Source organism: Cellulomonas wangleii (assembly GCF_018388445.1).
Classification (GTDB): domain Bacteria; phylum Actinomycetota; class Actinomycetes; order Actinomycetales; family Cellulomonadaceae; genus Cellulomonas; species Cellulomonas wangleii.
Genome location: NZ_CP074405.1, coordinates 3,285,248 through 3,300,512, shown reverse-complemented (window position 1 = coordinate 3,300,512; position 15,265 = coordinate 3,285,248). Strand labels below are relative to the sequence as shown.

Genomic DNA, 15,265 nt, shown 5'->3' with positions numbered 1-15,265 from the left:
GGGCGTCGCCCGGGGTGGTTAGGCTCCCCGACCATGGCTCTCCTCGGTGACGACACGTCCGGTCCGACGCCCGCCCTGGCCCCCCTCGAGCGGGAGCGCGTCACCGCGGTCCTGGACGCGCGTGGTCTGGAGTACGGCATCGACGAGGACGGTGACGTCGGCGGGTACTTCGACGGGCACCTCTTCTACTTCTTCCTGCTGGGCCCCGGCGACATGTCGCTGCAGGTGCGCGGTCGCTGGAGCCGCGAGGTGCCCGCCGCGCGCCTCGCGGACGTGACCGCGCTGGTCAACGAGTGGAACTCGACCCACCTGTGGCCCAAGGGGTACGTGCGGACCGAGGACGACGTCCTCGGTGTCTACGGCGAGCACACGGTGGACTACGCCCACGGGGTCGCGGACGTCCAGGTCGACCAGCACCTCGCGTGCGGCATCGCCACGACGCTGCAGCTGTTCGCCCAGCTCGACGAGGCGTTCCCGGCCGAGGCGGCCGCGGCGCGGGCGGCGCTGCAGCAGCAGCAGGGCTGACACCCCACCCCCGACGACGAGGAGCCCCCGCATGCCCGCCCTGCAGCCGTACCGCGCCGCCGACGACCGGTACGCGACCATGCCCTACCGCCGCACCGGGCGCTCGGGCCTCGACCTGCCCGCGCTGTCCCTGGGGCTGTGGCACAACTTCGGTGACCTGACGCCGTTCGGCACGCAGCGTGACGTCCTGCGCCGCGCGTTCGACCTGGGCATCACGCACCTCGACCTCGCGAACAACTACGGCCCGCGGCCGGGTGCGGCCGAGGAGAACCTCGGCCGGCACCTGGCGGCGGACCTGCGGCCGTACCGCGACGAGCTCGTCATCTCGACCAAGGCGGGCTACGACATGTGGTCCGGCCCGTACCAGGACGGCGGGTCGCGCAAGTACCTGCTGTCCTCGCTCGACGCGTCGCTGCGGCGTACGGGCCTGGAGTACGTCGACGTCTTCTACCACCACCGCCCGGACCCCTCGACGCCGCTCGAGGAGACGATGGGTGCGCTGGCGCAGGCCGTGCGCAGCGGCAAGGCGCTGTACGTGGGGGTCTCCAACTACACGCCGGCCCAGACCCGCGAGGCGCACGCGGTGCTCGCCGGCATGGGCGTGCCGCTGCTCATCCACCAGCCGAGCTACTCGATGTTCAACCGGCACGTCGAGAACGTCGCCGAGGGGCAGACCGAGTCGCTGCTCGACGTCGTGGGCGACCTGGGGGTGGGGACGATCGTGTTCTCGCCGCTGGCGCAGGGGCTGCTGACCGACAAGTACCTGGGCGGTGCCGCCCCGGCGGGGTCCCGCGCGGCCGGTGCCAGCCCCTTCCTCTCCGAGCGCGCGCTCTCGGAGACGTACCTGGCGCGCGCGCGTGCGCTGAACGAGATCGCGGCGGGACGCGGCCAGACCCTCGCGCAGCTCGCGCTCTCCTGGGTGCTGCGCGACGACCGCATCACCTCGGCGCTCGTCGGCGCGAGCTCGGTGGCCCAGCTCGAGGACAACGTGGCCGCGCTGTCGGCGCCGCCGCTGACGGACGACGAGCTGGCCGCGATCGACGAGCACGCCGTCGACGGGACGGGCCGCTGAGGCGGTTCGGCCGATGAGGCGTGAAGGGGTGCTGCCGAGGTCCGGCAGCACCCCTTCACGCATCGCCCGGGACGGGCGTCAGTAGATCGGCCGCCCCGAGGCGTCCGGGACCCCGGACTTCCGGAAGAAGTAGGAGCGCACCTGGTCGCGCCACTCGGTGGCGGACCGGACCTGCTCGGTCAGCCGCTCGGCGACCCGCGCGTGCAGACGGTCGTCGACGAGGCCGCGCAGCGCGTCCCACGCGGGCACCCACGACTCGACGACGTCGACGGCGTCGGCGCGCGAGTCGTAGACGTGCTGGATCACGGTGGTGCCGCTGTGCAGCACGTGCGAGTACGGCACGTGGTGGAAGAACAGCAGCAGCTCGTCCGGGCAGGTGGCCAGGTCCTCGTACGTCTCACGCCACGGCGACGGGTACTGCCCGGCGTAGCCGGTCCCGGTCGCGACGGTCCGGTCGACGCCGATGCCGTCGCGGTCCGCGAAGTGGTACGTGCCCCACTTCGAGTACTCGTACCCGTCGACGTTGGGCCCGTAGTGCATGCGCCCCGGGTCCACCATGAAGCCCACGCCCAGCGGGGCCGTGTACGCCTCGTACGTCAGCCACGAGCCGTCCATGAGCGTGTGCAGCGTGTCGCGCACGCGCGGGTCGGCGCCGGGGAACGTCAGGCCGATCCACTCGTCGAGCAGCGCGACCGGGTCCGCCTCCGGGTCCCACGCGAGCCGCCCGTACGCGTACAGGTTGGCCTGCGCCAGCGGGTGGCCGGTCCAGAACTCGTCGTCCCCGACGTTGGACACGGCGGTGACGCCACCGGCCGGCAGCTCCCCGGACGGCGTGTCCCGCCGCCCCGGCAGCCCCGAGACGAGCGCCGCGACGTCCCGCGTCGCGTCCTCGGCCAGCGGGAACGTCAGCACCTGCGACCACAGCGGCCCCAGGTAGCACACGTGCTTCTGGTGGCCCGTGTACTCCTGCGTGACCTGCAGCTCGACGGCCAGGCGCGTGCGGGGCATGGCGGCCAGCACGGGCGAGATCGGCTCCCGGGTCTGGAAGTCGATCGGCCCGTACTTGACCTGCAGCACGACGTTGTCGTCGAACCGGCCGTCCAGGGGTGCGAAGTGGTCGTACGCGGCCCGCGCGCGGTCGGTGCGCCGGTCGCGCCAGTCCTGCTCGTGGTTGTAGACGAACGCGCGCCAGAACACCGTCCCGCCGTGCGGGCGCAGCGCGCGGGCCAGCAGGTTCGCCCCGTCGGCGTGGTCGCGGCCGTACGCGAACGGCCCGGGCTGCCCCTCGGAGTCCGCCTTGACGACGAACCCGCCGAAGTCGGGGATCGTCGCGTAGACGCGGTCCGCCGCGGCAGCCCACCACGCCTGGACGTCCGGGTCGGCGGGGTCCGACGTCGGCAGGCCACCGAGCACCACGGGCGACGCGAACGACACCGACAGGTACGTCCGCACCCCGTGGGGGCGGAAGAGGTCGGCGACGCGCGCGACGTCGGCCAGCCCGTCGGTGAGCAGCCGCGCCTCGGTGCGGTGGACGTTGACGTTGTTGATCGCCACCGCGTTGATCCCGATCGACCCGAGCAGCCGCGCGTAGTCGGCGACGCGGGACAGGTCCTCGCGCACGCGGCCGTCCGCGTAGAAGATCGAGCCGCCCGCGTACCCGCGCTCGACCTGCCCCATGACGGGGTGGACGTCGATGTTGTCCCAGTGGTCGAGCATGCGGACCGGGGCGACGGGCAGGTCGCGCACCGGCGGGGCGTCGTCACCGAACGCGTCCTCGCCCAGCCGTACCACGTCGTGCAGGCCGTAGAGCAGGCCCGTCGCGGCGCCGGCGACGACCACGGTGGTGCCGCCTGCGCGGACCCGGACGAACATGTCAGGGCTGAGGCCCGGCGCCCCGTCGGCGGCGACGAGCGCGCCGTCGGTGGCCACGGCCACCAGCGCGTCGTTCGGGTGCGGCGGCTGCGGGGCGCGACCCGGGGGCGGGACCTGTCGGGCCGCCCCGCTGTCGCGCTCGGCGGCACGCGACGCCACGACCAGCACGAGGTCGTGCGACCGGACGGACGCGGCATCGGGCAGCGCCTCGCCGGGTGCGAGGACCGTGACCGACCCGCCGTGCGCGGCGGTGGCCCGCCGGACCTCGTCGACGACGGTCGCGCCGACCGGCCCGGCGCCCGGGCCGACGGCCACGAGCACGCGCCGGGAGCCGAGCGGTGCGAACGCGGCGTCGGGCAGCCACGCGGGGTGGACCTGGGGCGTGTCGGTGGCGCTCACCAGTCGTGCACCGTGCCGTCCTTGAGCCGGTTGAACGGCAGGTACGCCGCCTGGTAGGGGTGGCGCGAGGCCGCGTCGTCGTCGTAGGTGACGCCCAGGCCGGGCTCGTGGCCCGGGTGCAGGTAGCCGTCCGCGAACGTGAACGACGTGCGGAAGACCTCGTCCGTGGTGGCGGAGTGCTTCATGTACTCCTGGATGCCGAAGTTGTGGATCGCGAGGTCCAGGTGCAGCGCTGCGGCCATGCCGACGGGGGAGATGTCGGTGGGGCCGTGGATGCCGGACTTGATCTGGTACTGCGCCGCGAAGTCGAGGATGCGACGCAGCGCCGTGATGCCACCGGTGTGCGTGACCGCCGAGCGGACGTAGTCGATGAGCTGCTCGCGGATCAGCGTCTGGTAGTCCCAGACGGTGTTGAAGACCTCGCCGATCGCCAGCGGCGTCACGGTGTGCTGCCGCACCAGGCGCAGGGCGTCCTGGTTCTCCGCCGGCGTGCAGTCCTCCAGCCAGAACAGGTCGTACGGCTCGAGGTCCTTGCCCAGGCGCGCGGCCTGGATGGGCGTCATGCGGTGGTGACCGTCGTGCAGCAGCGGCAGCTCGGGGCCGAACTCGTTGCGCACGGCCTCGAACACCCGGGGGATGTGGCGCAGGTAGGCCCGGGTGTCCCAGTCCTCCTCGGCCGGCAGGGGCGCGCGCTGCGCGGGCTCGTAGTCGTAGCGCCCGGACGACGACGGCTGCGCGGCGACCCCGTAGACGGCGTCGACGCCGGGCACGGAGGTCTGCACGCGGATGGACCGGAAGCCCTCGTCGAGGTGCTGGCGGATCGAGTCGAAGAGCTCGGGCAGGTCACGGCCCGACGCGTGGCCGTACGCCATGATCCCGTTGCGCGACGCGCCGCCGAGCAGCTGGTACAGCGGCATCCCGGCCAGCTTGGCCTTGATGTCCCACAGCGCGACGTCGACGGCGGCGATCGCGGCCATGGTCACGGGCCCGCGGCGCCAGTACGCGCTGCGGTAGAGGAACTGCCAGGTGTCCTCGATCGTGTGCGCGTCCCTGCCCATGAGCAGGGGGACCACGTGGTCGGTCAGGTAGCTGGCGACAGCCAGCTCGCGCCCGTTGAGGGTGGCGTCACCCAGGCCCTCCACGCCATCCTCGGTGACGAGGCGTAACGTTACAAAATTGCGGCCGGGGCTGGACACCAGCACCTCGGCCGAGCGGATCGTCGTGCCGGGCATCGTGGGAGGCTCCTTTCGCCCGATCGCGACGTCGCGAGGGGCACTGGTGAGAGTAGGCCCCGACACGCTAGGCTGGCAATCGTTTGCCAGCAAGATCCGCCCGGTGCACCGCCGCACCGTCGGCGACGAGCTGACCTGGAGGGTGCATGGCCGTCAGGCGACAGCCCACGTTGCGGGACGTGGCAGCGGCCGCAGGGGTCGCCGTGTCGACCGCGTCGCGGGCGCTGACCCGCCCCGGCCGGGTCAACGCGGACACCGCCGACCGCGTCGTCGCGGCCGCCAAGGAGCTCGGGTACATCCCGAGCGCGTCGGCCCGCGCGCTGCTCTCGGGCCGCACCGCCACCGTCGCGCTCGTGCTGCCCGACGTCACCAACCCGTTCTTCTTCGGGCTGGTGCGGGGCACCGGTGCGCGGCTGCGGGAGTCCGGGTACGTGCAGGTGCTCGCCGACACCGAGGAGTCCGCCGAGGTCGAGCTCGACACCCTGCGCAAGCTCCGCGGCCAGGTCGACGGCGCCGTGCTCGCCGCCTCGCGTCTGTCCGACGAGCAGATCGCGGCCGCGGCGGCGGATCTCGCGCTCGTCGTGGTCAACCGCACCATCCCCGGCACACCGGGCGTGCTGCTCGACACCGCCGGCGGCATGGTCCAGGCGCTCGAGCACCTGGCCTCGCTGGGGCACCGGCGGGTGGCCTACGCCTCCGGCCCGGTGACGTCGTGGTCCGACCGGCGCCGCCGCGAGGCACTGGAGCCGGCCGCGGCGCGCCTGGGCGTGGAGCTGGTCGTGCTCGGCCCCTACGCCCCGGTGCGGCAGGCCGGTGCGGCCGCGGCCGACGCCGCCCTCGACGCCGGTGCCACCGCCGTCGTCGCGTTCAACGACCTGCTCGCCTTCGGTGTCCTCGAACGGCTCGACGCCCGCGAGGTGCCCGTGCCCGAGCGCCTGAGCGTCATCGGGTGCGACGACATCTTCGGTGCCGACCTGGTGCGTCCCGCCCTGACGACCGTCGAGTCACCCGTGGAGGAGGCGGGGCGCATGGCGGCCGACCTGCTGCTCGCGCGGCTCGAGGGGAACCGCCCGGCCGACGACGACCCCGACGCGGCGCCGGCGGCCGACCCGGACGAGGCCTCCGACCTCGACCGGGCGCCCGACCTCGACGACGAGCCGGTCACCCGCGGCCGCGACGCGGCCGACCCCGTGCTGCTGCCCACGCACCTGGTCGTCCGGTCCTCGACCGGGCCCGTGGGCTGACGCCGCCCGACAGGTCGACAGCCCGGGGCGTCAGCCGTCGGCCGCGACCGTGGCCAGGACCCCCTCGGCGTACCGGTCGAGCTTGGCCGCGCCGATCCCGCTGATCGTGCCGAGCTCGGCACGCGTCGTCGGGCGACGGGTCGCGATCTCGCGCAGCGTCGCGTCGTGGAACACCACGTACGCGGGCACGCCCTGCTCCTTGGCGGCGCCCGCGCGCCACGCGCGCAGCGCCTCGAACAGCCCGGCGTCGCCGCCCGTCAGGTCCGCCGCCGCCGCCGGGGTGCGTCCGGAGCCGCGTCGCTCCCGCGTCGAGCGCCCGGTGCGCTCCGGCTCGCGGCGCAGCCGCACCTCGCGCTCCCCGCGCAGCACCTCCGCCGACGCGGGCAGCAGGCGGATCGTGCCGTAGCCCTCGGTGTCGACCGCGAGCAGCTCGGCCGCGAGCAGCTGACGCACCACGCCGCGCCACTCGCCGTCCGACAGGTCCTGCCCGATCCCGAACGTCGACAGCTGGTCGTGCCCGAGCTGCTGCACGCGCGGCGTCACCTTGCCGCGCAGGATGTCGACCAGGTGGCCCACCCCGTACCGCTGCCCGCGCTGGTCCAGCCGCACCACCGTCGACAGCAGCTTCTGCGCCGGCACGGTGCCGTCCCACGACTGCGGCGGCTCCAGGCACGTGTCGCAGTTGCCGCAGGGCCCGTCGGACTCCTGACCGAAGTACGCGAGCAGCTGCACCCGGCGGCAGTCCACCGTCTCGCACAGCGCGAGCATCGCGTCCAGGTGCTGCGTGAGGCGCCGCTTGTGCGCGGCGTCGCCCTCGGACGTGTCGATCATGCGGCGCTGCTGCACCACGTCCGCCAGGCCGTACGCGAGCCAGGCCGTCGACGGCAGCCCGTCGCGGCCCGCGCGTCCCGTCTCCTGGTAGTAGCCCTCGACCGACTTGGGCAGGTCCAGGTGCGCGACGAACCGCACGTCGGGCTTGTCGATCCCCATCCCGAAGGCGATGGTCGCGACCATCACGACGCCGTCGTCCCGCAGGAACCGGGACTGGTTGGCGGCCCGGACCCGCCGGTCGAGCCCTGCGTGGTACGGCAGCGCGTCGATGCCCTCCTTGCGCAGCGTCTCGGCCGTCTGCTCGACGGACGCCCGCGACAGGCAGTAGACGATGCCGGCGTCGCCCGCGTGCTCGGTGCGCAGCAGCTGCAGCAGCTGGGCGCGGGGGTTGTCCTTCGGCACGATCCGGTAGCGGATGTTGGGGCGGTCGAAGCTCGCGACGAACTGCGCGGCGTCCGTCAGCTGCAGGCGCTCGCAGATCTCCCGGTGCGTCGTGTGCGTCGCGGTGGCGGTGAGCGCGATCCGCGGCACGTCGGGCCAGCGCTCGTGCAGCAGCGACAGCGCCAGGTAGTCGGGGCGGAAGTCGTGCCCCCACTGGGACACGCAGTGCGCCTCGTCGATCGCGAACAGCGCGACGTGGCCGCGGTCCAGCAGGTCGAGGGTCTCCGGGACGCGCAGCCGCTCGGGGGCCAGGTAGAGCAGGTCCAGCTCGCCCGCCAGGAACGCGGCCTCCACCGCCCGGCGCTGGTCGCGCTCCTGCGTCGAGTTGAGGAACCCGGCGCGCACACCCAGGGCCGACAGCGCGTCGACCTGGTCCTGCATGAGCGCGATCAGCGGGGAGACGACGACCCCGGTGCCCTCGCGCACCAGCGCGGGCACCTGGTAGCACAGCGACTTGCCGCCGCCGGTGGGCATGAGCACCACCGCGTCACCGCCGGCGACCACGGTGTCGACGATCGCGGCCTGCTCGCCGCGGAACGCCTCGTAGCCCCAGACCCGGTGCAGCACCTCGGCCGGCGTCCCGTGGGACGGGGCCGGGCGTCCCGCGGCCGTGCTGCGCGGCGCGTCCGGTCGGCGCGCGCTCGTGCGGCCCGGCGCCGGCGCGCCCCACGGGTCCTCGTCCCACGCCTCGGGCGGCGGGGCGTCGTCCGGCGGCGGGGGAGCGTCGTCCCACCACGGCTCGGCCGGCGCGTCGTCCCAGGTCGGGGCGTCGGCGGGCGGCGGGTCGTCGAGCGGTCCGGCCGACCGTCGGCGACGGGTCTCGGGAACGGCGGGGTCCGGCAGCACGCCCCCACCCTACGAGCCGTCGGGCGTGCGGCGGGGCGCGTCGGCGTCCGGCTGTGGACGGGAGGCCGGGACCCGGCGCCTCAGCGCCCGTCGGCGGGCTCGGTGTCCCGCGGCTCGACGAACCGGGCCTGCAGCGCCGCCCCGGCGCCGTCGCTCAGCAGCGCACCCGCGGCGGCCTGGCCCCGTGCCTGCAGCGACCGCACCACGACCTTCTCGTCCCCCTTCAGCAGACCGTCGACCGCCTGCCGGGCCACGTCGGCGGGGTCGTCCTTGTGGCCCTGCCCCGCGCGCGTGTCCTGCATGCCGGCGGTCTCGAAGAAGTCGGTGTCGGTCGGGCCCGGCAGCAGCGCCGTGACGGTGACACCCGTGTCCCGCAGCTCGTACCGCAGCGCCTGCGCGAACGACAGGTCGAACGCCTTCGACGCGGCGTACGTCGCGTAGTACGGCCCGGGCATGAGCGCGCCCACGGACGACGTCACCAGGACCCGGCCGACACCGCGCTCGACCATCGCGGGCAGCAGCGCCTTGGCCAGCCGCACCGGGGCGACCACGTCGAGCGCGATCGTGGCCAGGTCGTCCTCCAGCGGCACGTCGAGGAACGCGCCGCCGGCGCCCCGCCCCGCGTTGAGCACGAGCACGTCCAGCGGCCGTCCCCCGGCCACGACGTCGGCGACGAGCGCGTCGACCCCCTCGGCCTGCGTGAGGTCGGCGCGCACGGCCCGCGCCGCGCGGCCGTGCTGCGTCAGGCCCTCGGCGACCAGGCCGATCGCCTCGTCCTCGGCGGTGACGACGAGGTCGTGGCCCAGCTCGGCCAGCCGCGTCGCGATCTCCAGGCCGATGCCGCTCGACGCACCGGTGACGAGCGCGAGCGGGGCGGGCAGCAGGGGCGTCTCCATGGCACGCACCTCCGGGTCGACGTCGGGCGCACCACGCTACGGGCGGTCCGGCAGGCGGGCACCCGGAGACCGCGGACCGGGCACCTGACACCGCACGAGGGCCCGCCACCTGCGGATCCGCCGCGCGGCGGACCCGCCGACGCGACGCGACGGGCGCGCGATCCGTAGGGTGGCGCCCATGGGAACCGCACTCGTCACCGGCGCCAGCGCCGGACTCGGTCTGGAGTTCGCCTGGCAGCTCGCCACCGCCCGCCACGACGTCGTCCTCGTCGCCCGCGACGAGCAGCGGCTGACCCGCCTCGCCTCGCAGCTCGAGGCCGCGGCCGGCGTCCGTGCCGAGGTGCTCGCCGCCGACCTCACCGACCGCGGCGACCTCGAGCGCGTCGCCGCCCGCCTGCGCTCGGACGAGCGGCCCGTCGGGCTGCTCGTCAACAACGCGGGCATGGGGCTCAACCAGAGCTTCGTCGACGGCGACCTCGCCGCGGAGGAGCGGGCGCTCGACCTCATGGTCCGGGCCGTCATGGTGCTGTCGCACGAGGCCGCCGGCGCGATGCGGGCGCGCGGCCGCGGCGCGATCCTCAACGTCGGATCCGTCGCCGGGCTCATCGCGACCGGCACCTACTCCGCGCACAAGGCGTGGGTGCGGGTGTTCACCGAGGCCCTGTCGGTCGAGCTCAAGGGGACGGGCGTCACCGCGACCGTCGTCGCCCCGGGGTTCACGCGCACCGAGTTCCACGAGCGCGGGCGCATCGACACGGCGCACTACCCCGAGGTGGGCTGGCTCGACGCCGAGGACGTGGTGGCCGCCGCGCTCGCGGACGTCCGCCGCGGTGTCGTCCTGTCGACGCCGAGCCTGCGGTACAAGGCGGTCTCGGCGCTGCTGCGCCTCGCGCCCCGCTCCGCGGTGCGGGCGTTCGGCGGGTACCGGCGCGCGCTGCCGGACGGTGCGCAGGCGCAGACCGACGAGTCCTGACCCGTCGGCCCGTCGGGCTGCGTGCCCGCGGCAGCGGCCGCCCCGGCACCCGGACGCCGGACGCCGGGCGCCGGGGCGGCCCGGTACCCTCGGGCCGTGACCGACGCCCCCGCCGCAGCGCCCCGTGACCAGCTCGTCGCCCTCGTCCGTGACCTCGCCGTCGTGCACGGGCGGGTCACGCTGTCGTCCGGCAAGGAGGCCGACTACTACGTCGACCTGCGCCGGGTGACGCTGCACCACCGGGCTGCCCCGCTCATCGGCCACCTGCTGCTCGACCTGCTCGAGGAGGTCGGTCTGGGCACCGCGGAGATCGACGCCGTCGGCGGGCTCACGCTGGGTGCGGACCCCGTCGCCACGGCGCTGCTGCACGCCGCCGCGTCGCGCGGGCAGGACCTCGACGCGTTCGTCGTGCGCAAGGCGGGCAAGGCCCACGGCCTGCAGCGCCGCATCGAGGGCCCCGACGTGGCCGGTCGTCGCGTGGTCGTCGTCGAGGACACGTCGACCACGGGCGGGTCGGCCATCACCGCGGTCGAGGCCGTGCGGGAGGCGGGCGGCGAGGTCGTGGCCGTCGCGACGATCGTCGACCGCGGCACCGGCGCGCGCGAGGCGATCGAGGCGCTCGGCGTCGCGTACCACCACCTGCTCGACCTGTCCGACCTCGGCCTGGCCTGACGGGCACCGCGGTGCGGCAGGGGGTGCGGTTCGGCGCGTACGCCGTGCTGGGGCTGGTCGCGTTCGTCACCGTGGGCTCGTGGACCGGTCTGGCTCCGCAGGGCGGCGGGATGCTCCTGCTCATCGGCGCGGTCGCCGTGCTGAGCGCCGTGGGCGGCGCGTGGCTGCGGAGCCGGCGCGCCGCGGAGCTGACGGCGTGGGCGGCGGCGACCGGCTGGACCTTCGCACCGCGGGACCCCGGGCTCGGTCTGGCCGCCCTGCAGACGGGCCGGCCCTTCGGCCAGGGCCGTTCGCGCACGGTCACGGAGGTCCTGACCGGCACGTACGAGGGGCTGTCCGCCGTGTCGTTCACGTACACGTGGACCACGGGCAGCGGTGACGAGCGGCGCGAGCACGAGGTGCACGTCGTCGCGCTCCGCCTGCCCGCCCACCTGCCGACGCTCGAGGTGACCGCCGAGGGCGTGGGCGCCCGCGTGGCCAAGGCGTTCGGTGCGCGCGACCTGCAGCTGGAGTCCGCGGCGTTCAACGCCGCGTACCGGGTCGACGCGCCGGACGCGCGCACGGCGCACGCGATCCTGCACCCGCGCACCCTCGAACGGCTGCTGCGGCCCGACGCCCTCGGCGTCGCCTGGCGCATCGAGGGCACGTGGATCACGTCCTGGGAGACGGGCGCCACGGACACCGCCCGCATCGCACCCCGGCTGGGCGTGCTGGCGGCCGTGGTGCGGGGGGTCCCGCGCCACGTGTGGCAGGACCACGGGTACGACCCGGCCCGGGACGACGTCGCACGCGGCACCTGAGCACGGGGACGCGGCCGGTACGATCGGCGCACGTCCCGACCCAAGGAGTCGCCGTGAGCGGAGGCCTCATCGCCCTCGTCGTGATCGCCGTCGTCGTCGTCCTCGTGCTGCTGTGGGGGGTCGCGCAGTACAACGGGTTCGTCCGCCTGCGGAACCTCGTGCAGGAGTCGTGGCGGCAGATCGACGTCGAGCTGCACCGCCGGCACGACCTGATCCCCAACCTCGTCGAGACGGTCAAGGGGTACGCCGCCCACGAGCGCGGCGTGTTCGACGAGGTCACGCGCGCCCGCGCGGCGGCCGCAGGACCGAGCGCCGGGCCCGCCGAGCAGGCCACGCAGGAGAACGCGCTGAACGCCGCGCTCGGCCGGCTGCTCGCCGTCGCCGAGAACTACCCCGTGCTGCGCGCCAGCGAGAACTTCCAGCAGCTGCAGGCCGAGCTGGCCAACACCGAGGACCGCATCGCCGCGGGGCGCCGGTTCTACAACGCCAACGTGCGCGAGCTCAACACCAAGGTCGAGTCGTTCCCCGCCAACCTCGTGGCCGGTGCGTTCGGGTTCACGCGCGCCGAGTACTTCGAGGTCGACGACCCGCAGGTGCGTCGGGCCCCGACCGTGGGGTTCTGAGCCGCCGCTGCCGCACCACCCGACGCCCGGCCCGTGGTGGCCGGGCGTCGTCGTGCTCAGTGCGAGAACGTCGCGATGTGCTGGGCCGACGGTGCGGCGTACCGGTCGGGCGCCAGCAGTGACGGCAGCCGGTGCAGCAGCGGGTCGACCAGGCCGCGGCGCGGGTCCAGCAGGTGCGCCTGCTCCAGGCGTGCCAGCAGCCGCGCCACCTCGGCCGTCGACAGGCGGAGCGCACGTGCCAGCTGCTGCGGCTCGACGAACCGGTCGGTGGTCGCGCACAGCGCCGCCAGCAGCAGCTCGGTCGGGCAGCCGCCCTCGCCGCGGCAGACGTCGTGGTGCAGCCCCGCCGCCAGCCACCGGACCAGCTCGTCGCCGACGTCGCCCAGGTCGCGGTGCTCGGCCAGCGCGCGCGGCAGGCCGCCGTGGCGCAGGTAGGCGCTGCGCACGTCCTGCGTGCCACCGCCCGGCTGGGCGAGCAGGACCTCGGACATGCTCGCGGGGTGCAGGCGCCGGACCGTGGCGGCCGGCACCTCCTGCTCCAGGGCGGCGAGGTCGGCGGGGTCGAGCACGGACGTCGTGACGACCACCTGGTCGCCGCGGTGGAACGCGTGGGCGGCCACCTGGGGCCACCCGGCGACGGTGCCCACCTCGTCCAGGACCAGCACGCGCGGGTCGTCGCACGCCGGAGCACCGGTCCGGGTGGGGGTGCGCACCGTCGTGGAGAGGTCGGCAGGCTCCCACTGCGCGACCGTGCCGTCGGGCTCGGTCCGTTGGACCGGGACGAGCACCACGCGGCGGGGGTCGGTGCGGGGGTCCGCCACGAGATGCGCGACGACGTCCTTGACCGCGGTCGTCTTGCCGACGCCGCGCGGGCCGGCGACGACGGTCACCGTGCCGGGACGGGGTCCGGCGGCGAGGTCCGCCAGGAGCGAGCGGGCCGCCTGCGTCGCCGGCTGCCACTCGTGGCGTGCGCGGGTCGCCAGGTCGGCGTCGTCGAGCACCCAGGACGCACGGCGGCGACGCGACCACCAGGGGTTGGCCGCGCGCAGCACCTGGGCGAGCTCGCTGTTGCGCATGCTCCAGCGTGCCCCCGGCGCAGGGCGTGCAGGCGGGACGAACGGCCCCGGAGGAGCCCCTGGGCGGCCCGGACGCCCCTCAGACGAGCGCGAGCAGGTCCTGCACCGAGTCCAGCACCGCCGTGGGGCGGAACGGGAAGCGCTGCACGTCCTGCTCCCGCGTGGACCCCGTGAGCACCAGGTACGTGCGCAGGCCCGCCTCGATGCCGGCCACGACGTCGGTGTCCATGCGGTCGCCGACCATGACCGTCGTCTCCGAGTGCGCGTCGATCCGGTTGAGCGCCGAGCGGATCATCATCGGGTTGGGCTTGCCGACGAAGTAGGGCTTGCGTCCGGTCGCGGCCGAGATCATCGCGGCCACGGCGCCGGTCGCCGGCAGGTCGCCGTCGGCGCTGGGCCCCGTGACGTCGGGGTTCGTGGCGATGAACCGGGCGCCGCCCTGGACCAGGCGGATGGCCTGCGTGATCGCCTCGAACGAGTAGGTGCGCGTCTCACCGAGCACGACGAAGTCGGGGCGGGTGGCGGTCAGCGTGTAGCCGGCCTCGTAGAGGGCGGTCGTCAGGCCGGCCTCGCCGATGACGTACGCGGAGCCCCCGGGCATCTGGTCGGTGAGGAACTGCGCCGTCGCCAGCGCGGACGTCCAGATCGACTCCTCCGGCACGTCGAGCCCGGTGGCGGCGAGCCGCGCCCGCAGGTCGCGCGGCGTGAAGATCGAGTTGTTCGTGAGGATGAGGAACGGACGGCCGGCGGCCTTGAGCGCGTCGACGAACTCCGCCGCGCCCGGCAGCGCGGTGCCCTCGTGGACCAGGACGCCGTCCATGTCCGAGAGCCACGACCGGATCTCGCGGGTCATCGCTCGGTGCGCTCCGCCGCACCGTCGTCGACGACCTCCGTGCCGGCCTGCCCGTCCACGGGCGGCGTGGCGGCGTGGCCGAAGACCTCCCGCTCGACGGCCGCGCGCTCGACCGGCTCGTCGTAGTCGGTGTCGCGGCCCTCGACCGTCTCACCGGCCTTCTCCTTGCGGCGCGCCTTCCACAGCTCGAACACCACGGGCAGCACCGAGACGCCGACGATGAGGATCAGCAGGGCCTCGATGTTGTTCTTGATGAAGGAGAAGTTGCCCAGCCAGTAGCCCAGGAGCGTGACCCCGACGCCCCACAGCAGGGCGCCGATGACGTTGTACGACACGAAGTGGCGGTAGTGCATCTTGCCGACGCCGGCCGCGACGGGCGCGTACGTCCGCACGAAGGGCACGAACCGCGCGACGATGATCGTGCGGCCGCCGTACTTGTCGAAGTACGCGTACGTCTGGTCGATGTACTTCTGCTTGAAGAACCGCGAGTCGGGCCGGTTGAAGACCTTGGGCCCGAGCTTGCGGCCGATCACGTACGCGACCTGGTCGCCCGTGAACGCGGCGAGGAACAGCAGGAGGCACAGCACCCAGATGTTGAGCTGCAGCGAGTCCTGCGCGACGAGCGCCCCGGCGGTGAAGAGCAGCGAGTCACCGGGCAGGAACGGGAACAGCAGCCCGGTCTCGATGAAGACGACGGCGACGATGCCGATGAGCGCCGCGGTGCCGAACGAGTTGATGAGCTTCTCGGCGTCGAGGAAGTCCGGGCCCAGCGCGGGCAGCGGGCCGGCCGCCAGGGCCTGCATCGGGGCATCGGTCAGGGCGGCAGCGAGCACCGTCGTCGTCAGCATGGGTCCCAGCGTACGGCGCGCGACGTGGGCGGCGGCTGGTCCCCGGGTGCAGGACCCGTGCA

Annotated in this window: 14 protein-coding genes; 7 read left to right on the top strand and 7 right to left on the bottom strand. The window is 74.5% G+C overall.

Annotation, left to right across the window (positions count from 1 at the left end; all coding sequences use genetic code 11):
• Positions 1-33: 33 nt before the first annotated feature.
• Both KG103_RS15220 and KG103_RS15215 read left to right on the top strand, forming a co-directional pair.
• Positions 34-525, top strand: a complete 492-nt coding sequence (locus KG103_RS15220) for a type III secretion system chaperone family protein (protein WP_207339353.1) — start codon at positions 34-36, stop codon at positions 523-525.
• Positions 526-556: 31 nt separating this feature from the next.
• A complete protein-coding gene (locus KG103_RS15215) occupies positions 557-1,597 on the top strand; it encodes an aldo/keto reductase (RefSeq protein WP_207339352.1) in 1,041 nt (346 codons plus the stop codon).
• 78 nt (positions 1,598-1,675) lie between these two features.
• Here the strand turns inward: KG103_RS15215 and KG103_RS15210 are convergent, their stop codons facing one another.
• Both KG103_RS15210 and manD read right to left on the bottom strand, forming a co-directional pair.
• Entirely contained in the window at positions 1,676-3,868 is a 2,193-nt protein-coding gene (locus KG103_RS15210) for an alpha-glucuronidase (RefSeq protein ID WP_207339351.1), read from the bottom strand.
• Positions 3,865-5,100 (bottom strand): D-mannonate dehydratase ManD, encoded by a 1,236-nt coding sequence (gene manD / locus KG103_RS15205; protein WP_207339350.1) that lies wholly within the window; start codon positions 5,098-5,100, stop codon positions 3,865-3,867. Before manD ends, KG103_RS15210 begins: the two co-directional genes overlap by 4 nt.
• Positions 5,101-5,246: 146 nt before the next feature.
• On the opposite strand from manD, the gene KG103_RS15200 reads away from it, so the two are divergent.
• Positions 5,247-6,344, top strand: a complete 1,098-nt coding sequence (locus tag KG103_RS15200; RefSeq protein WP_207339349.1) for a LacI family DNA-binding transcriptional regulator — start codon at positions 5,247-5,249, stop codon at positions 6,342-6,344.
• A gap of 30 nt (positions 6,345-6,374) precedes the next feature.
• On the opposite strand, the gene recQ is transcribed toward KG103_RS15200, so the two are convergent.
• Both recQ and KG103_RS15190 read right to left on the bottom strand, forming a co-directional pair.
• On the bottom strand, positions 6,375-8,462 hold the full coding sequence (gene recQ, locus KG103_RS15195; RefSeq protein ID WP_207339348.1) for a DNA helicase RecQ: 2,088 nt from the start codon (positions 8,460-8,462) through the stop codon (positions 6,375-6,377).
• 80 nt (positions 8,463-8,542) lie between these two features.
• A complete protein-coding gene (locus KG103_RS15190; protein WP_207339347.1) occupies positions 8,543-9,358 on the bottom strand; it encodes an SDR family NAD(P)-dependent oxidoreductase in 816 nt (271 codons plus the stop codon).
• A gap of 178 nt (positions 9,359-9,536) precedes the next feature.
• Between KG103_RS15190 and KG103_RS15185 the strand changes: the two genes are divergently transcribed.
• From KG103_RS15185 to KG103_RS15170, 4 genes are all read left to right on the top strand, one after another.
• On the top strand, positions 9,537-10,331 hold the full coding sequence (locus tag KG103_RS15185) for an SDR family NAD(P)-dependent oxidoreductase (protein ID WP_207339346.1): 795 nt from the start codon (positions 9,537-9,539) through the stop codon (positions 10,329-10,331).
• Positions 10,332-10,427: 96 nt separating this feature from the next.
• Complete coding sequence (pyrE, locus tag KG103_RS15180; protein ID WP_207339345.1) at positions 10,428-11,003, top strand: orotate phosphoribosyltransferase; 576 nt, start codon at positions 10,428-10,430, stop codon at positions 11,001-11,003.
• 11 nt (positions 11,004-11,014) lie between these two features.
• Positions 11,015-11,803: a hypothetical protein gene (locus KG103_RS15175; protein WP_207339344.1), complete on the top strand. Its 789-nt coding sequence runs from the start codon at positions 11,015-11,017 to the stop codon at positions 11,801-11,803.
• Between the two features lie 53 nt (positions 11,804-11,856).
• Positions 11,857-12,426: a LemA family protein gene (locus KG103_RS15170; protein ID WP_207339343.1), complete on the top strand. Its 570-nt coding sequence runs from the start codon at positions 11,857-11,859 to the stop codon at positions 12,424-12,426.
• 56 nt (positions 12,427-12,482) lie between these two features.
• Here KG103_RS15170 and KG103_RS15165 read toward each other — a convergent pair whose 3' ends face one another.
• From KG103_RS15165 to KG103_RS15155, 3 genes are all read right to left on the bottom strand, one after another.
• Positions 12,483-13,502 carry an AAA family ATPase gene (locus KG103_RS15165; protein ID WP_207339342.1) on the bottom strand — a complete coding sequence of 340 codons (1,020 nt, stop codon included), beginning with the start codon at positions 13,500-13,502 and terminating at the stop codon, positions 12,483-12,485.
• A 79-nt stretch (positions 13,503-13,581) separates the two neighbouring features.
• Positions 13,582-14,355 carry an HAD-IIA family hydrolase gene (locus tag KG103_RS15160; protein ID WP_207339341.1) on the bottom strand — a complete coding sequence of 258 codons (774 nt, stop codon included), beginning with the start codon at positions 14,353-14,355 and terminating at the stop codon, positions 13,582-13,584.
• Positions 14,352-15,203 carry a VTT domain-containing protein gene (locus KG103_RS15155; protein ID WP_207339340.1) on the bottom strand — a complete coding sequence of 284 codons (852 nt, stop codon included), beginning with the start codon at positions 15,201-15,203 and terminating at the stop codon, positions 14,352-14,354. Before KG103_RS15155 ends, KG103_RS15160 begins: the two co-directional genes overlap by 4 nt.
• Positions 15,204-15,265: the final 62 nt, after the last annotated feature.

Coding starts and splice junctions, on each gene's coding strand:
- KG103_RS15190 (WP_207339347.1), bottom strand. CDS start 9,358: ATGGAGACGCCCCTGCTGCCCGCCCCGCTCGCGCTCGTCACCGGTGCG.
- KG103_RS15220 (WP_207339353.1), top strand. CDS start 34: ATGGCTCTCCTCGGTGACGACACGTCCGGTCCGACGCCCGCCCTGGCC.
- KG103_RS15165 (WP_207339342.1), bottom strand. CDS start 13,502: ATGCGCAACAGCGAGCTCGCCCAGGTGCTGCGCGCGGCCAACCCCTGG.
- KG103_RS15155 (WP_207339340.1), bottom strand. CDS start 15,203: ATGCTGACGACGACGGTGCTCGCTGCCGCCCTGACCGATGCCCCGATG.
- manD (WP_207339350.1), bottom strand. CDS start 5,100: ATGCCCGGCACGACGATCCGCTCGGCCGAGGTGCTGGTGTCCAGCCCC.
- KG103_RS15200 (WP_207339349.1), top strand. CDS start 5,247: ATGGCCGTCAGGCGACAGCCCACGTTGCGGGACGTGGCAGCGGCCGCA.
- KG103_RS15185 (WP_207339346.1), top strand. CDS start 9,537: ATGGGAACCGCACTCGTCACCGGCGCCAGCGCCGGACTCGGTCTGGAG.
- KG103_RS15215 (WP_207339352.1), top strand. CDS start 557: ATGCCCGCCCTGCAGCCGTACCGCGCCGCCGACGACCGGTACGCGACC.
- KG103_RS15160 (WP_207339341.1), bottom strand. CDS start 14,355: ATGACCCGCGAGATCCGGTCGTGGCTCTCGGACATGGACGGCGTCCTG.